Origin of the sequence: Methanosarcina sp. 2.H.A.1B.4 (assembly GCF_000979385.1) — an archaeon.
GTDB lineage: Archaea > Halobacteriota > Methanosarcinia > Methanosarcinales > Methanosarcinaceae > Methanosarcina.
In genome coordinates, this window is the sequence record NZ_JJOV01000002.1 from 1 (window position 1) to 16,578 (window position 16,578).

Consider the following 16,578-nt stretch of genomic DNA (forward strand, 5'->3'; position numbering starts at 1 on the left):
AGTTGGCGGCATTCATCCCGCCACTAAAGTAACGGGCATTTTGCCTTCGTTTTTCGTAAAGGGATGTTTAATATATGATATATATCCACAATACTCGATATATATTGTATATATTATAATTTACCATATAAATTCCACTGAGCTCTGGCTTTTGTTCAGGGTTTGAATTTTTAATTTTTCCGTAAAAAGTGTTTATACTTCCAAAAAGACATCCATTTATATCTTTAAGAATATCTTCTTATTCGGGTAGGGTTACTGCAGTGTCCTTTAATGCAATTTCTGAGTAAGATTGTATGTATATTTAAGTTCTCAGGAAAATAAACTAATATCAGCTTTCATCAGCTTTCGGCAGCTTTCGATTTAGGTCTTTTCAGATACATTGCAGGATACAATACGAAACAGAAATCCTGTCTCTCAGTAATCCATCTTTCTTCAGACTTTATTGTTTTTCAATGAAGATAGACAGCAGAAATCTCGCTTTTTAAATATACAGGAAGGTAGCCAGATGACAGAACCAGAACACAAAGGAAAAAAGATTTTGCTTGTTATTGCTCAGGAGCAGTTCAGGGATGAAGAATGCTTTGTTCCAAGGCAGATATTTGAAGCTGCAGGGGCAAAAGTTACGGTCGCAGCTGAGTTTACTGAAACTGCAAAAGGAACACTGGGTGGTACGATTAAGCCTGATATCAAGATCTCCGAAGTCAGAATTGATGATTATGATGCAATCGTAATTTCCGGAGGGCCAGGTTCAAGAAAGTATCTCTGGGACAATCAGTACCTGCGTGAACTCGTAAAGGAAGCTGATTCCCTTAAAAAGGTAGTTTCTGCGATCTGCATCTCGCCTGTGATTCTGGCAAGAGCAGGGGTCCTGAAGGGGAAGGAAAGTACGGTTTTTAAGAGCCCGGATACTGTACACGAACTTAAGGAGCATGGGGCTGTCTACCAGGACAGGGAAGTTGTAGTTTCGGGCAGGGTAGTGACAGGACGAGACCCAAAAAGTGCGGAAGCCTTTGGAAAAGCCGTCCTTAAAGCTCTGAAAAAAGCATAATACCTCTGAAAATTGAACTCAAACAATTAGAAGCCAAATCTACGGATTAAATAGATGGTCGACTGATTGGAAATCGGGCATAATCGGGCATATTGGTCGGAACTATTATTTATGGATTGAAATAAGATATACTTATTGGAAATATAATCTACGGATTGAAAATTATTCGGTAGCAAAGCTGGTGCCCTGTTATGAATGCAGAACTTGAAGCTATACTGTCTTATCATCAGGCTAGCAAGCATGGCTTTAAAGCCTATGCTCCCGGTCCTCAACTCCTTGAAATGTCAATCAAGCCAGACCCTTTTCTTAACTACAAAGGAGCTCCGGTTTTAAAGCTCGACACCTGGAGTGGAGAAGATATAAAGTCCGAACTTTTTCCTGCATATGAACAGGCATTTTCTCCGGAGAAACTGGAACCTTCGGGGCTGAACCGGAACAGCATTTCTCAGCTTTTTTTTGACAGCTTTGCCCTATCAGTATGGAAAAAAGCAGAAAGTATGAGATGGGCTCTCCGCATTAATCCTTCCAGCGGAAACCTTCACCCAACAGAGGTTTACCTTATTTCCGGTCCGGTTCCGGAGCTTCTGGAAAAACCGGCTGTCTGCCATTACGCTCCTTTGCCGCATGCGCTTGAGGTAAGAACTGAATTTTCCCGGGAGACCTGGGAAAAGCTGAGTTCCGGCTTTCCGGACGGCACATTTTTCATAGGGCTTACTTCAATTTACTGGCGGGTTGCCTGGAAATACGGCATCCGGGCTTTCAGGTATGCAAACCATGATCTCGGACATGCTATTGCTGCCCTTACCTTTGCGGCAGCAGGGCTTGGCTGGAGAACAAGCCTTCTTGTGGATACGGGTTCGGAGGATATAGCAAAACTTCTTGGTGTTTCCGGAAAGCGGGGCCCTGAAAAAGAGGAGCCTGCCTGTCTGCTTGCAGTTTATCCTGCAGGAAAGGAATGTCCATCGGGTAAGGTCTCTTCATCTGCACTTTCTGATTTTAAAAATCTTTCCTGGAATGGTATCCCTAATCGCTTGAGTCCTGCGCATGTAGAATGGGCTGATATTGAAAAGGCTGCTTCAGTAACCAGGAAGAAAGAAACTTCCCATACCGATGAAAAAAAGCCGGAGCTGAAGCCTGAAAGGCGAGATTCAGGTTTATCCGGGACAATTTCGGGCTACGGAATCCCTTCAGGCCTGGATACGGTCCCTCTGCGCAGTGTGATTCACAGGAGAAGAAGTGCTCTGGAAATGAATAACAGTGCTTACATGGACAAAGACATTTTCTACGGCATACTGCGAAGAACCCTTCCCGATAAAAACCCGGTTTTCGATACGCTTGTTTCCGGACCCTTTGCACACCTGCTCCTTTTTGTAAACAGGGTGAAGGGACTTCGTGAAGGTCTTTATATATTTCTGCGGAAACCCGGAGAAAAGGAGAAATTTAAAACTGCATTCAGGTCGGATTTTCTGTGGGAAAAACCTGAAAGCTGTCCTTATGATCTTGAATTTTACCTGCTTGTGGAAGAGGAACTGCATCATTTTGCAGCCCAGCTTTCATGTGCGCAGAGAAAGGCAGAAGATGCCTGTTTTACTGCCTGCATGCTTTCGGAGTTCGAAGAGCCTCTGAAAACATCCGGCTCATGGATGTACCCTTACCTTTTCTGGGAATGTGGAATCCTGGGGCAGCTCCTTTACCTTGAAGCAGAGGCCCGCGGTTTCAGGGGTTGCGGAATAGGGTGTTTTTTCGATGACCCTTTGCATGAAACCCTGGGGCTTAAAGGGCTTGAGTACCAGGATCTCTACCACTTTGCAGTAGGTTCGCCTCTTCAGGAAATAGGGGTTTTGACCTTCCCTGCGTACAGGGAATAATTTTTTATTTTGTAGAAAAAAAGTATTTATTCTGTTGGATTTTCGGGAACTCGCGTGGCCAGCACTTTGTCTATTCGATTACCATCCATATCAACCACCTCGTAGCGCAGTCCCCTTAATTCGATATGGTCTCCTGTTTTAGGGATCCTCTGCAAGATGAACATGATCAAGCCGGCAATAGTCCGGTAATATCCCTCTTTTTCCCCTGGAAAGGAATCTACGGATAAAACTTCCTTTAATTTTTCAATAGACGTGTCCCCGTCAATAAGCCAGGAACCATCTTCTCGAGCCATCACCTGTGTTTCTACCGGTTCGCCAAGGGTATGGACATCACCCACTATAGCTTCAAGAATGTCATGCAGGGTAATAATGCCCTGGATGCTTCCATATTCATCCGTAATCAGGGCAACATGCACGCCTGTTTCCTTGAACGATTCGAGGAGTTTCAGGACGGTGATAGCTTCAGGTATAAAGAGCGGTTTAGTGACCGAGGCTCTGATATTAACAGTACCGCTTTCCACGAGCTTTGCCAGGATATCTTTTACGGACACCATCCCGACAACGTCGTCCAGATCTCGTTCGTACGCTGGAAAACTGGATCGACCGCTTTCAATCATCTTTCGCAGGTTCTCACCAACGGGATCGTCCAGGTCGAGTGCGACAATATCAGTTCGATGCGTCATCAATGATTCAACCCGACGGTCACCAATATCAAAAACACCTTTTATCATACTCAATTCGGCTCTCTCAAATACTCCAGCTTTGGTTCCTTCCTCAAGCATAATCTTGATTTCCTCTTCTGTTATCGGTGGTCCGGTTGTCTTCCGAAACCTCATTAGCCGGAGTACGGTCTCTGTCGAGTGGCTTAGAATAAACACCAGTGGTTTTGCTATGAAAGAGAGAAAAAACATAGGTTTTGCTACATGAGAAGCAATTGCTTCCGCATTGTTAAGAGCAAGCCGCTTTGGAACAAGTTCCCCAAATATTAGGGTCAAATAGGTTATTACGAGTACTACAAGAGCGATGCTGAGCGCATCGCTGTACGGGACGAGAGCAGGAATTTCTTGAAGATAACTTGCCAGTTCTTCTGCTATCGTTGCTCCACCGAATGCACCTGCAAAGATGCCTACAAGGGTGATTCCGATCTGGATTGTCGAGAGAAACGGAGTGGGGTCGTTCGCAAGTTTAAGCGCACTGGCCGCCCGTGTGTCCCCTTCTTCCGCTCTCTGCCTGAGGCGGGTTTTCTTGGCTGAAACCAGGGCAAATTCTGACAGAGAAAAAATACCATTAAGCACTATAAGAACAAGGACAATGATAATTTCAAAGAAATAAGACATTTTTCAGGTATATCGGCGGATTATAATTTAAAGCTATTCATAGCACAGGTTTCCTGAAATAAATTCTGATGCCTTCAAAAATCGATGAAGGGCGTTTTTCCGGCGGGAATGGGGAATGTGATTAATGAGAAGAAAAGAAACAGAAGCTTTGGAGAATATCAAAATAATGAAAGCTTCCTTAAACACTGAAGATTGCCTCTTTACCTCTCTTTTGGTTATTTTTTCTTTGGTTCGTCGGTTTCTTTTTTCTTCCCTTTTCTTAAAACTGTCCTTCTGACGAATCTGGGCTGTGGGGAAGGAGCAGGTGTCTCACATCCTGAGCCCACATCGCATTCGACCACAATTCCGCGAAGCAGACGGCCCAGAATATCCGACCCTGTTACTATGCGCTTTTCCTCACCCCAGTAAAGAATGAGGTCCTGGTCAATTACATCATCTTCCGGGTACTGCGGATACACCTTGAACTGTCGGATTACTTTCTCAAGCCTGGTTTTCGGAGACTTTACCACTACAGGGAAATGACAGTAAGAAAGCGGAATAAAAGGTCCTTTCTTATAGACTGCATCCCTCAGGAAGCCGTCCGCATCCAGCACCATTACAGGCTCATCTGCCGGGTTGGTGATGATTACCCATTTTTTTCCGGATGCTTCTATTTTCTGCAGGAAGGGGTCAGATGGTTCTCTATTGAATGACGGGAAAACAGGGCGGTTATTTCCCACAGGAAGAGAGATAATACTCCTCTGGTCTATTATAGAACCTTCGTCAGAAATGTTGACATCATCTATGGAAAGAAAGTTCAGGGCCCCTATCCCTTCAAAAGTGCCTATATCGGTCTTTCCGGACTCTATATGTTTTTCGAGCATAATCCTCATTGCCTGCTCCCTGAACAGATCAAGTTTTTCCCTGCCCAGCCACCAGTCAAGGATAAGGGCTGTCGGTTTTGCAACCGGATAGAGCAGCATCTGGTAAAAGCGGACAAGAGGAGTCAGCTTTGCCCCAAGCGCAAGCGCGTTCCTGGAAAAATAAGCCTGGGGAGCAATCTCTCCAAAACAGGTAATACCAAAGGTCGAGAAGAGAAAAGCTGAGGTTCCTGCCATTACGGAATCTGTAAGCAACGCGATAAGGACATTTATGCCCACGTTCCCCCAGAGCATAGTCGTAAGCAAGAAATTTGAGTCACGCCGGACCTGCAGGATTTTAATTGCATTTTTATTATCTGCTTCGGCTTCAATCTCAAGCCTCAACCTTCCAAGACCGAAAATACCGATCGTCAGCCCTGAAAAAATAGCAGACTGTGTCAGGCAAAATACAATTAGTATCCAGATAATGATTTCATTCATTTTATGTCCATAACCTCTAGAATATCTGTATAAGTCCAGTCGAATCCTTAATCAGTTAATCTCTTATAAACTTAATCTCACCACATCAGGCTTAATTTAATCACGTCGGGCTTAAACTTACCACGCGGGGCTTAAACTCACCACGTAGGGCTTAAACTCATCGCCAGAGCTGTTTGTGAATTAATTTTATTTTATTTTATTTTATTTTATTTTATTTTAGTTTATTTTAGTTTATTTTAGTTTATTTTAGTTTATTTTATTTTAGTTTAGTTTATTTTAGTTTATTTTAGTTTATATATTTGGATGAATGCTGATTTTATGATTTATCTGTTTATTTGTTCTAATGCTTTGTTGGTTTACTATTCCTCTGCTGGAAAAGCTTTTACTCTGCCATTAAGTTAAATTTACCCTGATGATATAACTTAATTTGCTTCATCTCATTTTGACCGGCTATTCTGCCATGTCAGTTATTGAGCCCCTGTTTTGTCAGACAGGGCTTGAAATTGACGAGAATTTCTTTTTCGGATTAAATCTGTGCCCTCGAGCTTGCTGAAAAACCGGTTGAATTGTATAATATTTAAAAACAAGCAGATCATATTAAGATTTCTGATTAGTCAACTGTGACAATAAATATTATGAGGAGAGCATTACTGCTTAATACCACATTCTGTGCACAAACCCTTTGCAATCTTCCGGACTCTCCAGATAGAAGATTACGCCCCTTCTTATCAGTGATAAACATGGTAAAAGAAACAAAAAAAACCAGATCATCTGCTAAAGTTCCGGAAATTCGCCATACTACCGATACTCCTGAAGCTGCCACAGAAAAAAGAATTGTACTCACTATTGCGATACTTGCCGGATTTATCACTCCTTTTGACGGTTCGGCAGTAAATATTGCCCTACCTACACTGGGGGCAGAATTTCATATGAACGCAATAGCTCTCTCCTGGGTTGCGACCGCATACCTTCTATCTTCAGCCGTGTTTCTTGTCCCGTTCGGAAAAATCGCAGATATTTACGGACGGAAAAAGGTTTTCCTCTACGGCATTTCTATCTTCAGCCTTGCGTCCCTGGCAATGACCATGGTCCCTTCGACAGAAATACTGATCGGTATCCGGGTTATCCAGGGGCTTGGAAGTGCTATGATCTTCGGGACAGGAGTTGCCATCGTTACCTCCGTCTTCCCCCCGGGTGAACGTGGTAAGGCTCTCGGGATCTATATCACTGCAGTTTACCTCGGGCTCTCCCTTGGACCTTTCCTTGGAGGTTTAATGACGCAATATCTGGGCTGGAGGAGCATTTTCTTCGTAAACGTCCCTATAGGCATCGCAGCGGTTATTCTCATCCTCTGGAAGCTGAAAGGGGAATGGGCCGAGTGCAGGGGGGAGAAGTTCGACCTTACAGGGTCTGTTATCTATGGGGCAGCGGTCGTTGCTGTTATGTACGGGTTCTCAACTCTTCCGGACTTTAAAGGAGTTGCCTTCATAGCTGCGGGAATTCTCGGGGTTATCGGCTTTGCTCTTTATGAAATGAGAATACCTTCCCCTGTTCTTGACATCAGGCTCCTGACAAAAAACAGGATTTTTGCCCTTTCGAACCTTGCCGCGCTTATCAATTACAGTGCAACTTTTGCAGTGACTTTTCTCTTAAGCCTGGACCTGCAGTACACAAAAGGCTTCACGCCTGAGCACGCAGGTTTTATCCTGATAGCGCAGCCAGTTGTCCAGGCCATGGTTTCCCCAATTGCCGGCCGGCTCTCTGACAGGATTGAGCCGCGGATCGTTGCATCGGCGGGAATGGCTCTCACTTCAATTGGGCTCTTCTTCCTCATTTTCCTTACAGAAACGACACCTCTCTGGCACCTGGTCCTCACCCTTCTCATACTCGGTGCAGGGTTCGGGCTCTTCTCTTCCCCGAACACGAATGCAATTATGAGTTCGGTTGATAAGAGGTTCTACGGTGTCGCATCCGGGATGAACGGGACTATGCGGCTCCTCGGCCAGATGCTCTCGATGGGTATCGCGATGATGATCTTTGCGGTTGTAATCGGCCCTGTGGAGATCACACCCGAATATCACTCCCAGTTCGTTTCGAGCCTGCATTATGCGTTTATCCTGTTTACGATATTCTGCATCATCGGGGTATTCGCGTCTCTGGTAAGAGGAAAAACCAGTTCGGTGGTTCGCACAGGCATACCTGAAGCGGGTAAGAAAACAGTGCGTTGAAAAAATAACTTTCTTGAGGTTCCATTTCGAGTAATCTGGCGTATCCCGAGGACGTGCAGCCGTGGAGAAGTATATCTCAATTTTATATACTTTATCTGACATTTTCTGATAAGGAGTTTATAGAATCTACTATCTAGAATCTACTATCTAGTGGATTTTGAATTTACTGCCAGAAGTCCAGAGCAACAATCTGTCTTGAGTAAAACGCTATAGATATACAGCTAACTTAATTATTGCAGGGGGTTTATTTAGTGGATCTTTTTAGCCGGAATAGAGAGAAAGGAAACCATGTTTCCGGAATTGACAGGGGTAAGGTCGTAATGTACGGGCTGAGCACCTGTGTATGGTGTAAAAAAACAAAGAAACTGCTCACCGATCTTGGAGTGGATTTTGAGTATATTTATGTGGACAGGCTGGAAGGAGAGGAAGAAAACAACGCTGTTGAGATAGTCAGACGTTTTAATCCTTCAATCTCTTTCCCAACAACTATTATAAATGACGAAAAGGCAATTGTGGGTTTTAAGGAAACACAAATCCGTGAAGCTCTTGGTTTTTGAGGAGGGGAGTTGGGTTGAAAGAAGAGAAAACTGCCGAAGAAGGCATATCCGAAGAGAAAGTGGACACAGTCTATAAGCGGTTGAAGCAGGAGGCTGAGAAATCAGGCTACCACCTGAATCCTGATGTCGAGTTCACAAAAGACCTTGTGCGGGGGCTGCTGGTCAATGAGGAGCGTTACGGCTACTGGGGCTGTCCATGCAGACTGGCTTCCGGAAATAAAGAGGAAGACCTGGATATTATCTGTCCCTGCTACTACAGAGATCCTGATCTAAACGATTATGGAGCCTGTTACTGTGCACTCTATGTTTCGGACGAGGCCATTAGAGGAGAAAGAGAAATAGAATCTATCCCGGAAAGGCGCCCTTCCCGCGAGGAAAGAGAAGCTGAAAGAGCCGAGGAAGCTGAAAGAACGGAGATGATGGAAACTATGGAATTCTCAGGGAAACTTTCAAAGCCAGTATGGAGATGTAAGGTTTGCGGATATCTCAGTGCCATGGACGAGGCTCCAGGGGTCTGTCCTATCTGTAAGGCGAAAAAGGAAAGATTTGAACGGTTTATGTAATTTTTTCATGTAATTTTTTCATGTAATTTTTCCTTTTTTGTATCCTCTTCAAATTTCAATTTTAAAAACTATGTCAGAACTGCTGCAGGTACTTCTTTTCTTAATATGTTAGGACTTACGTGGTTGAACTGAGAAATCAATACCGTTAAGCCTGTAGCGGTCTAAAATATAAAGTTAAACCACAAAGGCTATTGTTAGTGATTTTGCGCCTTAAGTGAGTAATATAAGTTTCTCTTTTTTACTTTGTTAATAAATATAAGTTTCTCTTTTTTACTTTGTTAATAAATATAAATTATTTCTTCGTGACTCCATAAAAAGTTTCCTTATTTGGAGGCGTTAAGCTATGGAATCGAATACTCAGGGCTTTAGCAAATACAGTTTTATTGAGGTTGGACTCCCCTATCTTCAACTTTACATGATTGATGTTTTGGAATTCCTTAAAGCTGATTTCTAAAGCCCCTATACTTCGTCTCACGCGTATAAATTGTTTATAAGCAACTTGCTGAAACTAGAGGTTTATCGAAATGCTCTTAAAAGAAACTCCCTTCATTTTATTTATATTGGCCTTATTTCCGTTACTTATTAATGATAAGGAAAATTGATTCTACTTAATTTAGTTACGTGCCACTTATCTACATATACATGTTACTTATTAATGATAAGGAAAATTGATTCTGCTTAATTTATTTACATACCAGATATCTAAATATATATTCATGTGTGAGTAATATTTGGACAAATTAATCTAAAAATAGTTATATATAACCAAAATAATTTTGAAAATAAAATGTTGTGAGTATCACACATATATTCACATTTTTTAATTTTTTTACATATTAGTTTCCACAGTTAAACTGGAAAAACCAGTGGCATAAGACCTCAAACCATATAAATAATCATATATAAAGAGGGAATATCTATTATCAAATCAAAGGCAGATTACGATTTATATATTGAAGCAGACAAATTAGCTTTAGGGAAAAATTACAACAGGCCTAAATTAATTGGTGATGATATATGGAAATTTCAGAGATTATTAAGAAAGGCTGAGTATTATAATAACTGTAAAAAATCTTTAATTCATAAACTATATTTAAAATATATACTTTTTAGATTGCATATAAAGAGTATCCATCTCGGGTATAGTATTCCAATAAATGTTTTTGGTCCTGGATTATGCATAGCCCATAGAGGAACTATCGTTGTAAATAAAGATGCCAGAGTTGGAGAGAATTGCAGAATACATGCCTGTACTAATATAGGATCTGGCAGAGGTAGCGTTCTTTTGGCGCCAAAAATAGGAGATGATGTATACATCGGCCCAGGTGCCAAAATCTTTGGAAACATTGAAATTGCTGATAATATTGCAATTGGGGCAAATTCTGTAGTAAACAAATCATTTTATGAAAAAGGGATTTCAATCGCAGGAGTTCCTGCTAAAAAAATAAATAATAAAGGATCCGAGGGAATGGTAATTTCAGCTACAGAAATTCTTTCAGTCCCTAATCCACAGGAAGCTGTAGATCGCATCACTGTAATTGAGTAAGTAAAGTGATAACTATTCAAACTGAGAAAAGCAGCCTCAATAAATTTGCCATAGCCATCTTTCTTAAGATTCGATTGGCAAATTCCTCTAATTTTATTTTTTAAAATTAATGGCTATTGATTGTGTTTTTTAGAGTTAGATGAATTAGCAGTTACATATCTTTTAGAACCAAATTCCGGGCCATCTTACGGATCATTTTAAGGATCATTTTAAGGATCATTTTAAGGATCATTTTACGGATCATTTTACGGATCATCTTACGGGTCATCTTCTTCTTTTGAACTTTCGGATTCTTTTCTGAGCCACGTATTTTTTCTTTTTCTGATTCTTTTTCTGATTCTTTTTCTGATTCTTTTTCTGATTCTTTTTCTGATTCTTTTTCTGATTCTGTGATTTAGATCTTTTTAACTGCTCTACAATCTATTCAGATCTGAACAATACTTTTATCCATTATAATAATACATTAATAAATGGGGGATAATATTTATGGAAACAATGGACGCGATTTTCACCAGAAGAAGCATCCGGAAATACCTGCCAGAGCCGGTCAGCAGGGATATAATTGAGAACATTTTGAAAGCCGGCATGAGTGCACCGTCAGCAGGGGATGAACAACCCTGGCATTTCATTATAATTGACAGGCGTGATCTGCTTGAAAAAATCTCGGAAATGCACCCTTATGCAAAGATGTTAAAGGACGCTCCGGCTGCATTAATGATCTGCGCAGACCAGAATGTTCCGAAATTCAAGGATTTCTGGGTTCAGGACTGTTCGGCTGCAAGCGAAAACATGTTACTGGCTGCCCATGACCTGGGGCTAGGAGCGGTCTGGATAGGGGTTTATCCGGCTGAAAAACTTGTCACCGGAATCCGGGGATTACTTAACATTCCTGAGCATGTAACCCCGTTTTCGGCAATCGCAATTGGCTATCCGGCAGAAGAAAAACCCGGAAGGTCCAGGTACGAAGCCTCAAGAATTCATGACAATTCCTGGTAAAGCCTCCCTGAATACAGGTTAGGGAAAAGATTGGAGAACTGATTGGAGGCTTTTTCGTCCTATTTTTTATCTTTAAGTGCCTTTTAATTTTCTAAGGGATTTCCATACATATTCATCGTATTAAGTGGGAATATAATAACAAGTGGGAATATACCAGCAAGTGGGAATATAATAACAAGTGGGAATATACCAGCCAGAATATCCTGGTATTCGTCCGGAGCAGTTAACCGGAAAGACTCAATTTAACCGGAAAGACTCAATGATACCAAAGAAGGTGATTCTATGGAAAAGAAGCTGGCATCACTACTTATTTTATTTATGATACTTTTTGCTGCACTGCCTTTTTCGGCAGGAGCCGTTGATGAAGAGAGCTTGCTTACATATACGAGCTCAGGAAACGTTTTCGGTGGAGGAGATGACCTTCAGATCGATCAGGATATCCCGGGAGATCTGGTACTTGGAGGGTCCAGGCTTGAGATAAACGGAAACGTTATAGATGATTTCATCGGCGCTGGCGGAGAACTAATTGTTAACGGGGATGTTTCAGGAAACATCATAGCAGCCGGAGGCTCGATTCGGGTAAATGGGAATGTTGGCGGAGACCTGGTAGTAGCCGGAGGTCAGATTTTTCTCTCGAAGGATAGCACAGTTGAAGGTGATATCCTGCTGGCTGGAGGGAATGTAATCCTTAACGGGATCGTCAATGGAGACGGGTCAGTCTCTGCCGGGACCCTCCAGACAGGAGAGGACTTTGAGCTTAAAGGGAACCTTGAACTTGAAGCCGAAAATTACCCTTCTGACCTTGAAGATAAGGTAGGGGGAAACCTGAGTATCACACCCGTAACCAGAGAACAAGACCAGTATGCAGGTGAAGTTGAAGGTTTCAGCATCTTTTTCTTCATTATAGGTCTGCTGGCATCTCTTGCCCTGGGCTTTATCCTTATCTATACCTTCCCGGGTTTTGTAACCGGACTTGCGGAAATTGTAAGGGATTCAGCGTTGAAAGCCGGACTGCTGGGCTTTTTGCTCCTGGTCTTCATTCCGGTCCTCTCCTTTATCCTGCTAATTACAATTTTCGGGTGGAGTCTTTCAATCTTGCTGATGCTGCTCCTGACCCTCGCAACCCTTATCGCTACAGTACCGGTCAAACTGCTTGCAGGTGAAATGATTTACGAGAAGCTATTCAAAAAAGAAGCCGGGAAAATGATATATTACCTCACCGGAGCGGTTGTATTTGCAATAGTTTATGAAATTCCCTACCTTGGCGGGCTAATACAGTTTATTGCGCTGCTGGTAGGGCTGGGGGTACTCGGAATCTGGCTTGCGAAGAAGGCAAAGCCTGAAAGTTGATTGAAAAGGCAAAGGTAATCGAAAAGAATCAAAAAAGTAATCAAGTAATCTGCCAATTACCTTATTTCGGAGTGCAGTTATTCCGCGAGTTTAAAGAAGTTCAGGGAAGAACTTCTTCCCTGTATTTTTCAATTCCGAGCCTGTCAAGAAGTTCTCCAAATCTCTCTCCGTCAAGGCCTTCTCTCCTGTAATACTCAAAGGTTTTTTCAAGGATTGAGAATAGCTGCGTCTCATCCGCAAGCTCAAGAAGTTTTGTCCCTTGCCTGGGCTGGCGTCCTGCTTTACCTCCAACAAAGATCGTGCATCCGGTTTTTTCTGCTCTCAGAGCATCTTTCCGGCAGGCTGCAATGCAGGCTCCGCAGAGGATGCACTTTTCTGTATCTATACGGGCTTTATCTTCCAGGACTTTTATTGCTCCCACCTTACACGCCTTTTCACAGCGCTTGCAGCCGACACAATTTTCCTCGAGGATTTCAGGTTTTACCGTACCCATGACCCCAAAATCATTTTCCTGAGGCCTCATACAGGCTGAAGGACAACCTGTTACTGCAATCTTGAGCTTTTTAGGGACAGCTTCCCCGAAGTATTTTTCATCGATCCGGCATGCCAGGTTCTGGCAGTCGATCAACCCGTTTCTGCAGACCCTATCTCCCTGGCAGGCGATCACGGCTCTTACTCTCTTTCCGGCAGAGCCTCCTGAAATGCCCTGCTTTTCCAGCTCATAGCTTGCTTCTTCCGCAGCTTCGAGTTTGACAAAAGGAATCTCAATCTGCTGCCTTGAGGTTATGTGAACATAACCAGACCCATATTTCTCAGCTGCATCCGCAATTTCCCGCAGTTTTTCGGCGTCCAGATTCCCACTCACAACTTTCAGCCGCATTGAAAACATGTTTTCCTGCCTCTGGGGCAGAAAGCCTTTACTTTTGAGTGAAGCTAAATCAACTTTTTTTTCATTCATACAGGTCACTTCATCGTGTGTGGTCGCGGTCTACATATATAAAACTTGTGTAATAACGGAAAATATTCGATCTCCGCTTTTCAGATGAACGAAAAAACATTAAACTGAACGAGTACCATGTAAAGCCCTGTACCTGCAAAGATGCTGAGCATAGCGTTTCGTTTCCAGAAGTGCAGCCCTGCAACAACCCCTATCGTAAACAGTTCAGGAATCCCGTATGGAGCTGCAAGCCACTGCACATCTTTCAGGCAGTAAATGACCAGCAGCAGGAGAATCATCGGAGGCAGGTTTTTTTCAATAGTTGAAAGTATTGCCGGAGGCTCTCTTGAGCCAAAACACAGGAACGGAAGTGCCCTTGTAGCAAAGGTCGCAAGGGCTATTACTGCAATGGTTCCGAGCATTTGCAGGGTATCGGTCATCAGCTTTCCTCCCGTGAACCATCTTCAACCGGCTTTACTGCTGCATGAGCCTGTGTATGAGCCTGCCTTATTCCTTTATTTACTCTCATATTTCCCTGCACCAACTTTTCCCTGCCCATCAGAACCAGAGTTCCCAGGATAATCGAGATCAGCAGCATGTTGTCAGGGCTGAAGAGTATAAGGGAGGTGGCTCCTGCGCCCACCGCGGCTACGAAGGGGAAGCGTACGCTGGAATTGAAATACTGCTCTATGGTCAGCACCACAAAAAGTGCAGTCAGCACAAAAGCCATGCCCTCGAGATTGAGGTCCAGCATGGAGCCAAGCACTGCTCCGAGTACCGACCCTGTGATCCAGTAGAGGTGATCAAGGGCTGCAATATAGAAGTAAAACCTTGCCTTTGACCCGCCTGGCGGGACTTCGGTTGTGGTTAGAAGGGCATAGGTCTCATCAGTTAACGCAAAGATAAGGTATGGCTTGACCTTCCCAACCCCGGAAAACTTTTCCAGCAGGGACAGCCCGTAAAAGGAGTGCCTGAGGTTCAGGAGCAGGGTAGCTATAACAAACTCAGTAAGCCCCGCCCCTGCAGCAAGTAAAGCTACTGCCAGAAACTGGCCTGATCCCGCATAAATAAAAAGGCTCATCAGGAAAGCATAAATCCAGTGATATCCGGCACCGTTAAGCAGGAATCCAAAAGCCATTCCGAGGGGTATGTATCCGAGAAATACAGGAACCGTGGTCTTGAGGGCACTCATGAAAAGGTTCATATTACCTTCCCTTATTTCGTGCCTTTTTACCTCCTTTTCAGTCATACTATCTCTTCTGTTACCCTTTTTCCGTAATTTTTCCTGAAGAATGAAAAACATAAATTGTATTTATTATATTTAAATGTAATGAAAAAAAATAATAATTATTGTCAGATTAAGGTAAAACTTGATGATTTATTGTTATTTGGAAGAGCCTTTCAAGCTCCCCTTCAAGGCTGGAACTGACCGATTTCGATCAAATTAAAGCTTGGTCTTCAACCGCAAAGACGGGTTTTTAATTGAATTGAATTGGTTCGTAAGGTCTGATCACATTGATATATAAATAACCTCATATTTTATTACATGGGGGTTCTCCAAAGACTGAATGTTTTTATCCTGCTGTTTTTGATACTTTTTATTGCATATATCCGGTATCTGACTGACTTTTATATCGTCGAGGATCGGTCTCTATTGGATGCTCTTCTTACCTCTTTAATTGTAGTTTTTCTAGCCTATATAATAAATTCCCTTACCGGAAATCTTATCCTGAGAAGAGTTTCAGCTTCCAAAGACAGATACACCCTGAGGAAAACGGTATCAATCCTCATCACAGTACTTGTTTTTGCTTCCCTTTTTGCAATCTGGGTTGAGAGGACCAGCACCCTGCTTATCGCTTATGGGATCCTGAGTGCCGGAGTTGCAATCGCCCTTCAGGACCTTCTGAGGAGCATAGCCGGAGGAATTCTCATAATCATATCTCATCCCTTTAAAGCAGGAGACCGAATTCAGGTAGGAGACAGTACAGGGGATGTGCTGGATATAGGGAGTTTCAACACCACAGTTATGGAAATCAAGGAATGGGTGGACGCAGACCAGTACACTGGCAGGATTCTCCATATCCCGAACAGTTTTGTCCTCAACCAGACGATTAAAAACTATACGAAGGACTATTCCTTCATCTGGGATGAAATCCGGATTTTGCTGATTTACGGCAGTAACTGGAAAAAAGCCGAAGAAATTGCCCTCAAAACCGCGGGTCCGATCGTAGTAGAGTTCGAGGATCTGGCGCAGAAGGAGCTCCTTCTCATGGGAGAAAAATACTTTATTACAACCTATGATGTGCAGACAAAACTCTACACGAAGATGCAGGAAAACTGGATCGAAATGCGGTTGAGGTATGTAGTAGATCCCAGAAAAAGGAGAGCAATCAGCCACCTTCTGATCTCAAACATCCTTGAAGCTCTGGAAAAAGAAGAGGATATTATGGTGGGAACCGCTACGAGTATCGATCTTATGAAGTCTCCAGATAAAGGATGAGGTGTAAAACAGCACATATATTTATAGACAGTAGTGAGCTTCACTCCCCGAATTGAGACTCGCCCGAATTGCGACTCGCCCGAATTGCGACTCGGGATCTCAGGAAATCGGAGATTTTCTGGGAGTTGCGATGTAATCGCAACAGTACGCGGTCCTTTTCGCTGCGCTCAAGAGGACTAATTGATGGATTGTAGCAGTGAGATTCGCTATGTCAAGTGGTCTGAATAATAAATATTCATGACCAATACAACCTTATTCGCCTTAACGAGTCGTTCCTGTTACGCTCGACGCAGGAGAGCGGCCTTACA

14 protein-coding genes are annotated in these 16,578 nt (G+C 43.0%); 9 read left to right on the forward strand and 5 right to left on the reverse strand.

Translation table 11 applies throughout. The features are described from left to right. Nucleotides 1-505: 505 nt before the first annotated feature. The gene (locus EO92_RS00120; protein WP_048168630.1) at nucleotides 506-1,048 is read left to right on the forward strand and encodes a DJ-1/PfpI family protein; all 543 of its coding nucleotides are present in this window, start codon (nucleotides 506-508) and stop codon (nucleotides 1,046-1,048) included. Nucleotides 1,049-1,239: 191 nt separating this feature from the next. Further along, a complete protein-coding gene (locus EO92_RS00125; protein ID WP_048168631.1) occupies nucleotides 1,240-2,916 on the forward strand; it encodes a nitroreductase family protein in 1,677 nt (558 codons plus the stop codon). 26 nt (nucleotides 2,917-2,942) lie between these two features. On the opposite strand, the gene EO92_RS00130 is transcribed toward EO92_RS00125, so the two are convergent. Continuing rightward, the gene (locus tag EO92_RS00130) at nucleotides 2,943-4,253 is read right to left on the reverse strand and encodes a hemolysin family protein (RefSeq protein WP_048168632.1); all 1,311 of its coding nucleotides are present in this window, start codon (nucleotides 4,251-4,253) and stop codon (nucleotides 2,943-2,945) included. A gap of 215 nt (nucleotides 4,254-4,468) precedes the next feature. After that, nucleotides 4,469-5,593: a DUF21 domain-containing protein gene (locus EO92_RS00135; RefSeq protein ID WP_048168633.1), complete on the reverse strand. Its 1,125-nt coding sequence runs from the start codon at nucleotides 5,591-5,593 to the stop codon at nucleotides 4,469-4,471. Between the two features lie 740 nt (nucleotides 5,594-6,333). On the opposite strand from EO92_RS00135, the gene EO92_RS00140 reads away from it, so the two are divergent. From EO92_RS00140 to EO92_RS00165, 6 genes are all read left to right on the forward strand, one after another. After that, complete coding sequence (locus EO92_RS00140) at nucleotides 6,334-7,821, forward strand: MFS transporter (RefSeq protein WP_048168634.1); 1,488 nt, start codon at nucleotides 6,334-6,336, stop codon at nucleotides 7,819-7,821. 251 nt (nucleotides 7,822-8,072) lie between these two features. After that, nucleotides 8,073-8,378, forward strand: a complete 306-nt coding sequence (locus EO92_RS00145; RefSeq protein ID WP_048163034.1) for a glutaredoxin family protein — start codon at nucleotides 8,073-8,075, stop codon at nucleotides 8,376-8,378. A gap of 14 nt (nucleotides 8,379-8,392) precedes the next feature. Further along, nucleotides 8,393-8,941, forward strand: a complete 549-nt coding sequence (locus EO92_RS00150) for a ferredoxin-thioredoxin reductase catalytic domain-containing protein (RefSeq protein ID WP_048168635.1) — start codon at nucleotides 8,393-8,395, stop codon at nucleotides 8,939-8,941. A 1,114-nt stretch (nucleotides 8,942-10,055) separates the two neighbouring features. Then, the gene (locus EO92_RS00155) at nucleotides 10,056-10,487 is read left to right on the forward strand and encodes a serine O-acetyltransferase (protein WP_235283004.1); all 432 of its coding nucleotides are present in this window, start codon (nucleotides 10,056-10,058) and stop codon (nucleotides 10,485-10,487) included. Between the two features lie 486 nt (nucleotides 10,488-10,973). Then, nucleotides 10,974-11,483: a nitroreductase family protein gene (locus tag EO92_RS00160; RefSeq protein ID WP_048168637.1), complete on the forward strand. Its 510-nt coding sequence runs from the start codon at nucleotides 10,974-10,976 to the stop codon at nucleotides 11,481-11,483. A 282-nt stretch (nucleotides 11,484-11,765) separates the two neighbouring features. Beyond that, nucleotides 11,766-12,833: a hypothetical protein gene (locus EO92_RS00165; RefSeq protein WP_048168638.1), complete on the forward strand. Its 1,068-nt coding sequence runs from the start codon at nucleotides 11,766-11,768 to the stop codon at nucleotides 12,831-12,833. A 100-nt stretch (nucleotides 12,834-12,933) separates the two neighbouring features. Here EO92_RS00165 and EO92_RS00170 read toward each other — a convergent pair whose 3' ends face one another. The 3 genes from EO92_RS00170 to EO92_RS00180 form a co-directional block, all read right to left on the reverse strand. Then, nucleotides 12,934-13,791: a 4Fe-4S binding protein gene (locus EO92_RS00170; RefSeq protein ID WP_048168639.1), complete on the reverse strand. Its 858-nt coding sequence runs from the start codon at nucleotides 13,789-13,791 to the stop codon at nucleotides 12,934-12,936. An 80-nt stretch (nucleotides 13,792-13,871) separates the two neighbouring features. Next, a complete protein-coding gene (locus EO92_RS00175; protein ID WP_048168640.1) occupies nucleotides 13,872-14,210 on the reverse strand; it encodes a branched-chain amino acid transporter permease in 339 nt (112 codons plus the stop codon). Continuing rightward, a complete protein-coding gene (locus EO92_RS00180) occupies nucleotides 14,210-15,019 on the reverse strand; it encodes an AzlC family ABC transporter permease (protein ID WP_082107892.1) in 810 nt (269 codons plus the stop codon). The genes EO92_RS00175 and EO92_RS00180 overlap by 1 nt, the downstream gene beginning before the upstream one ends. Before the next feature lie 405 nt (nucleotides 15,020-15,424). On the opposite strand from EO92_RS00180, the gene EO92_RS00185 reads away from it, so the two are divergent. Further along, nucleotides 15,425-16,270 (forward strand): mechanosensitive ion channel family protein, encoded by an 846-nt coding sequence (locus EO92_RS00185; RefSeq protein ID WP_235283101.1) that lies wholly within the window; start codon nucleotides 15,425-15,427, stop codon nucleotides 16,268-16,270. The last annotated feature ends 308 nt before the right edge of the window (nucleotides 16,271-16,578 follow it).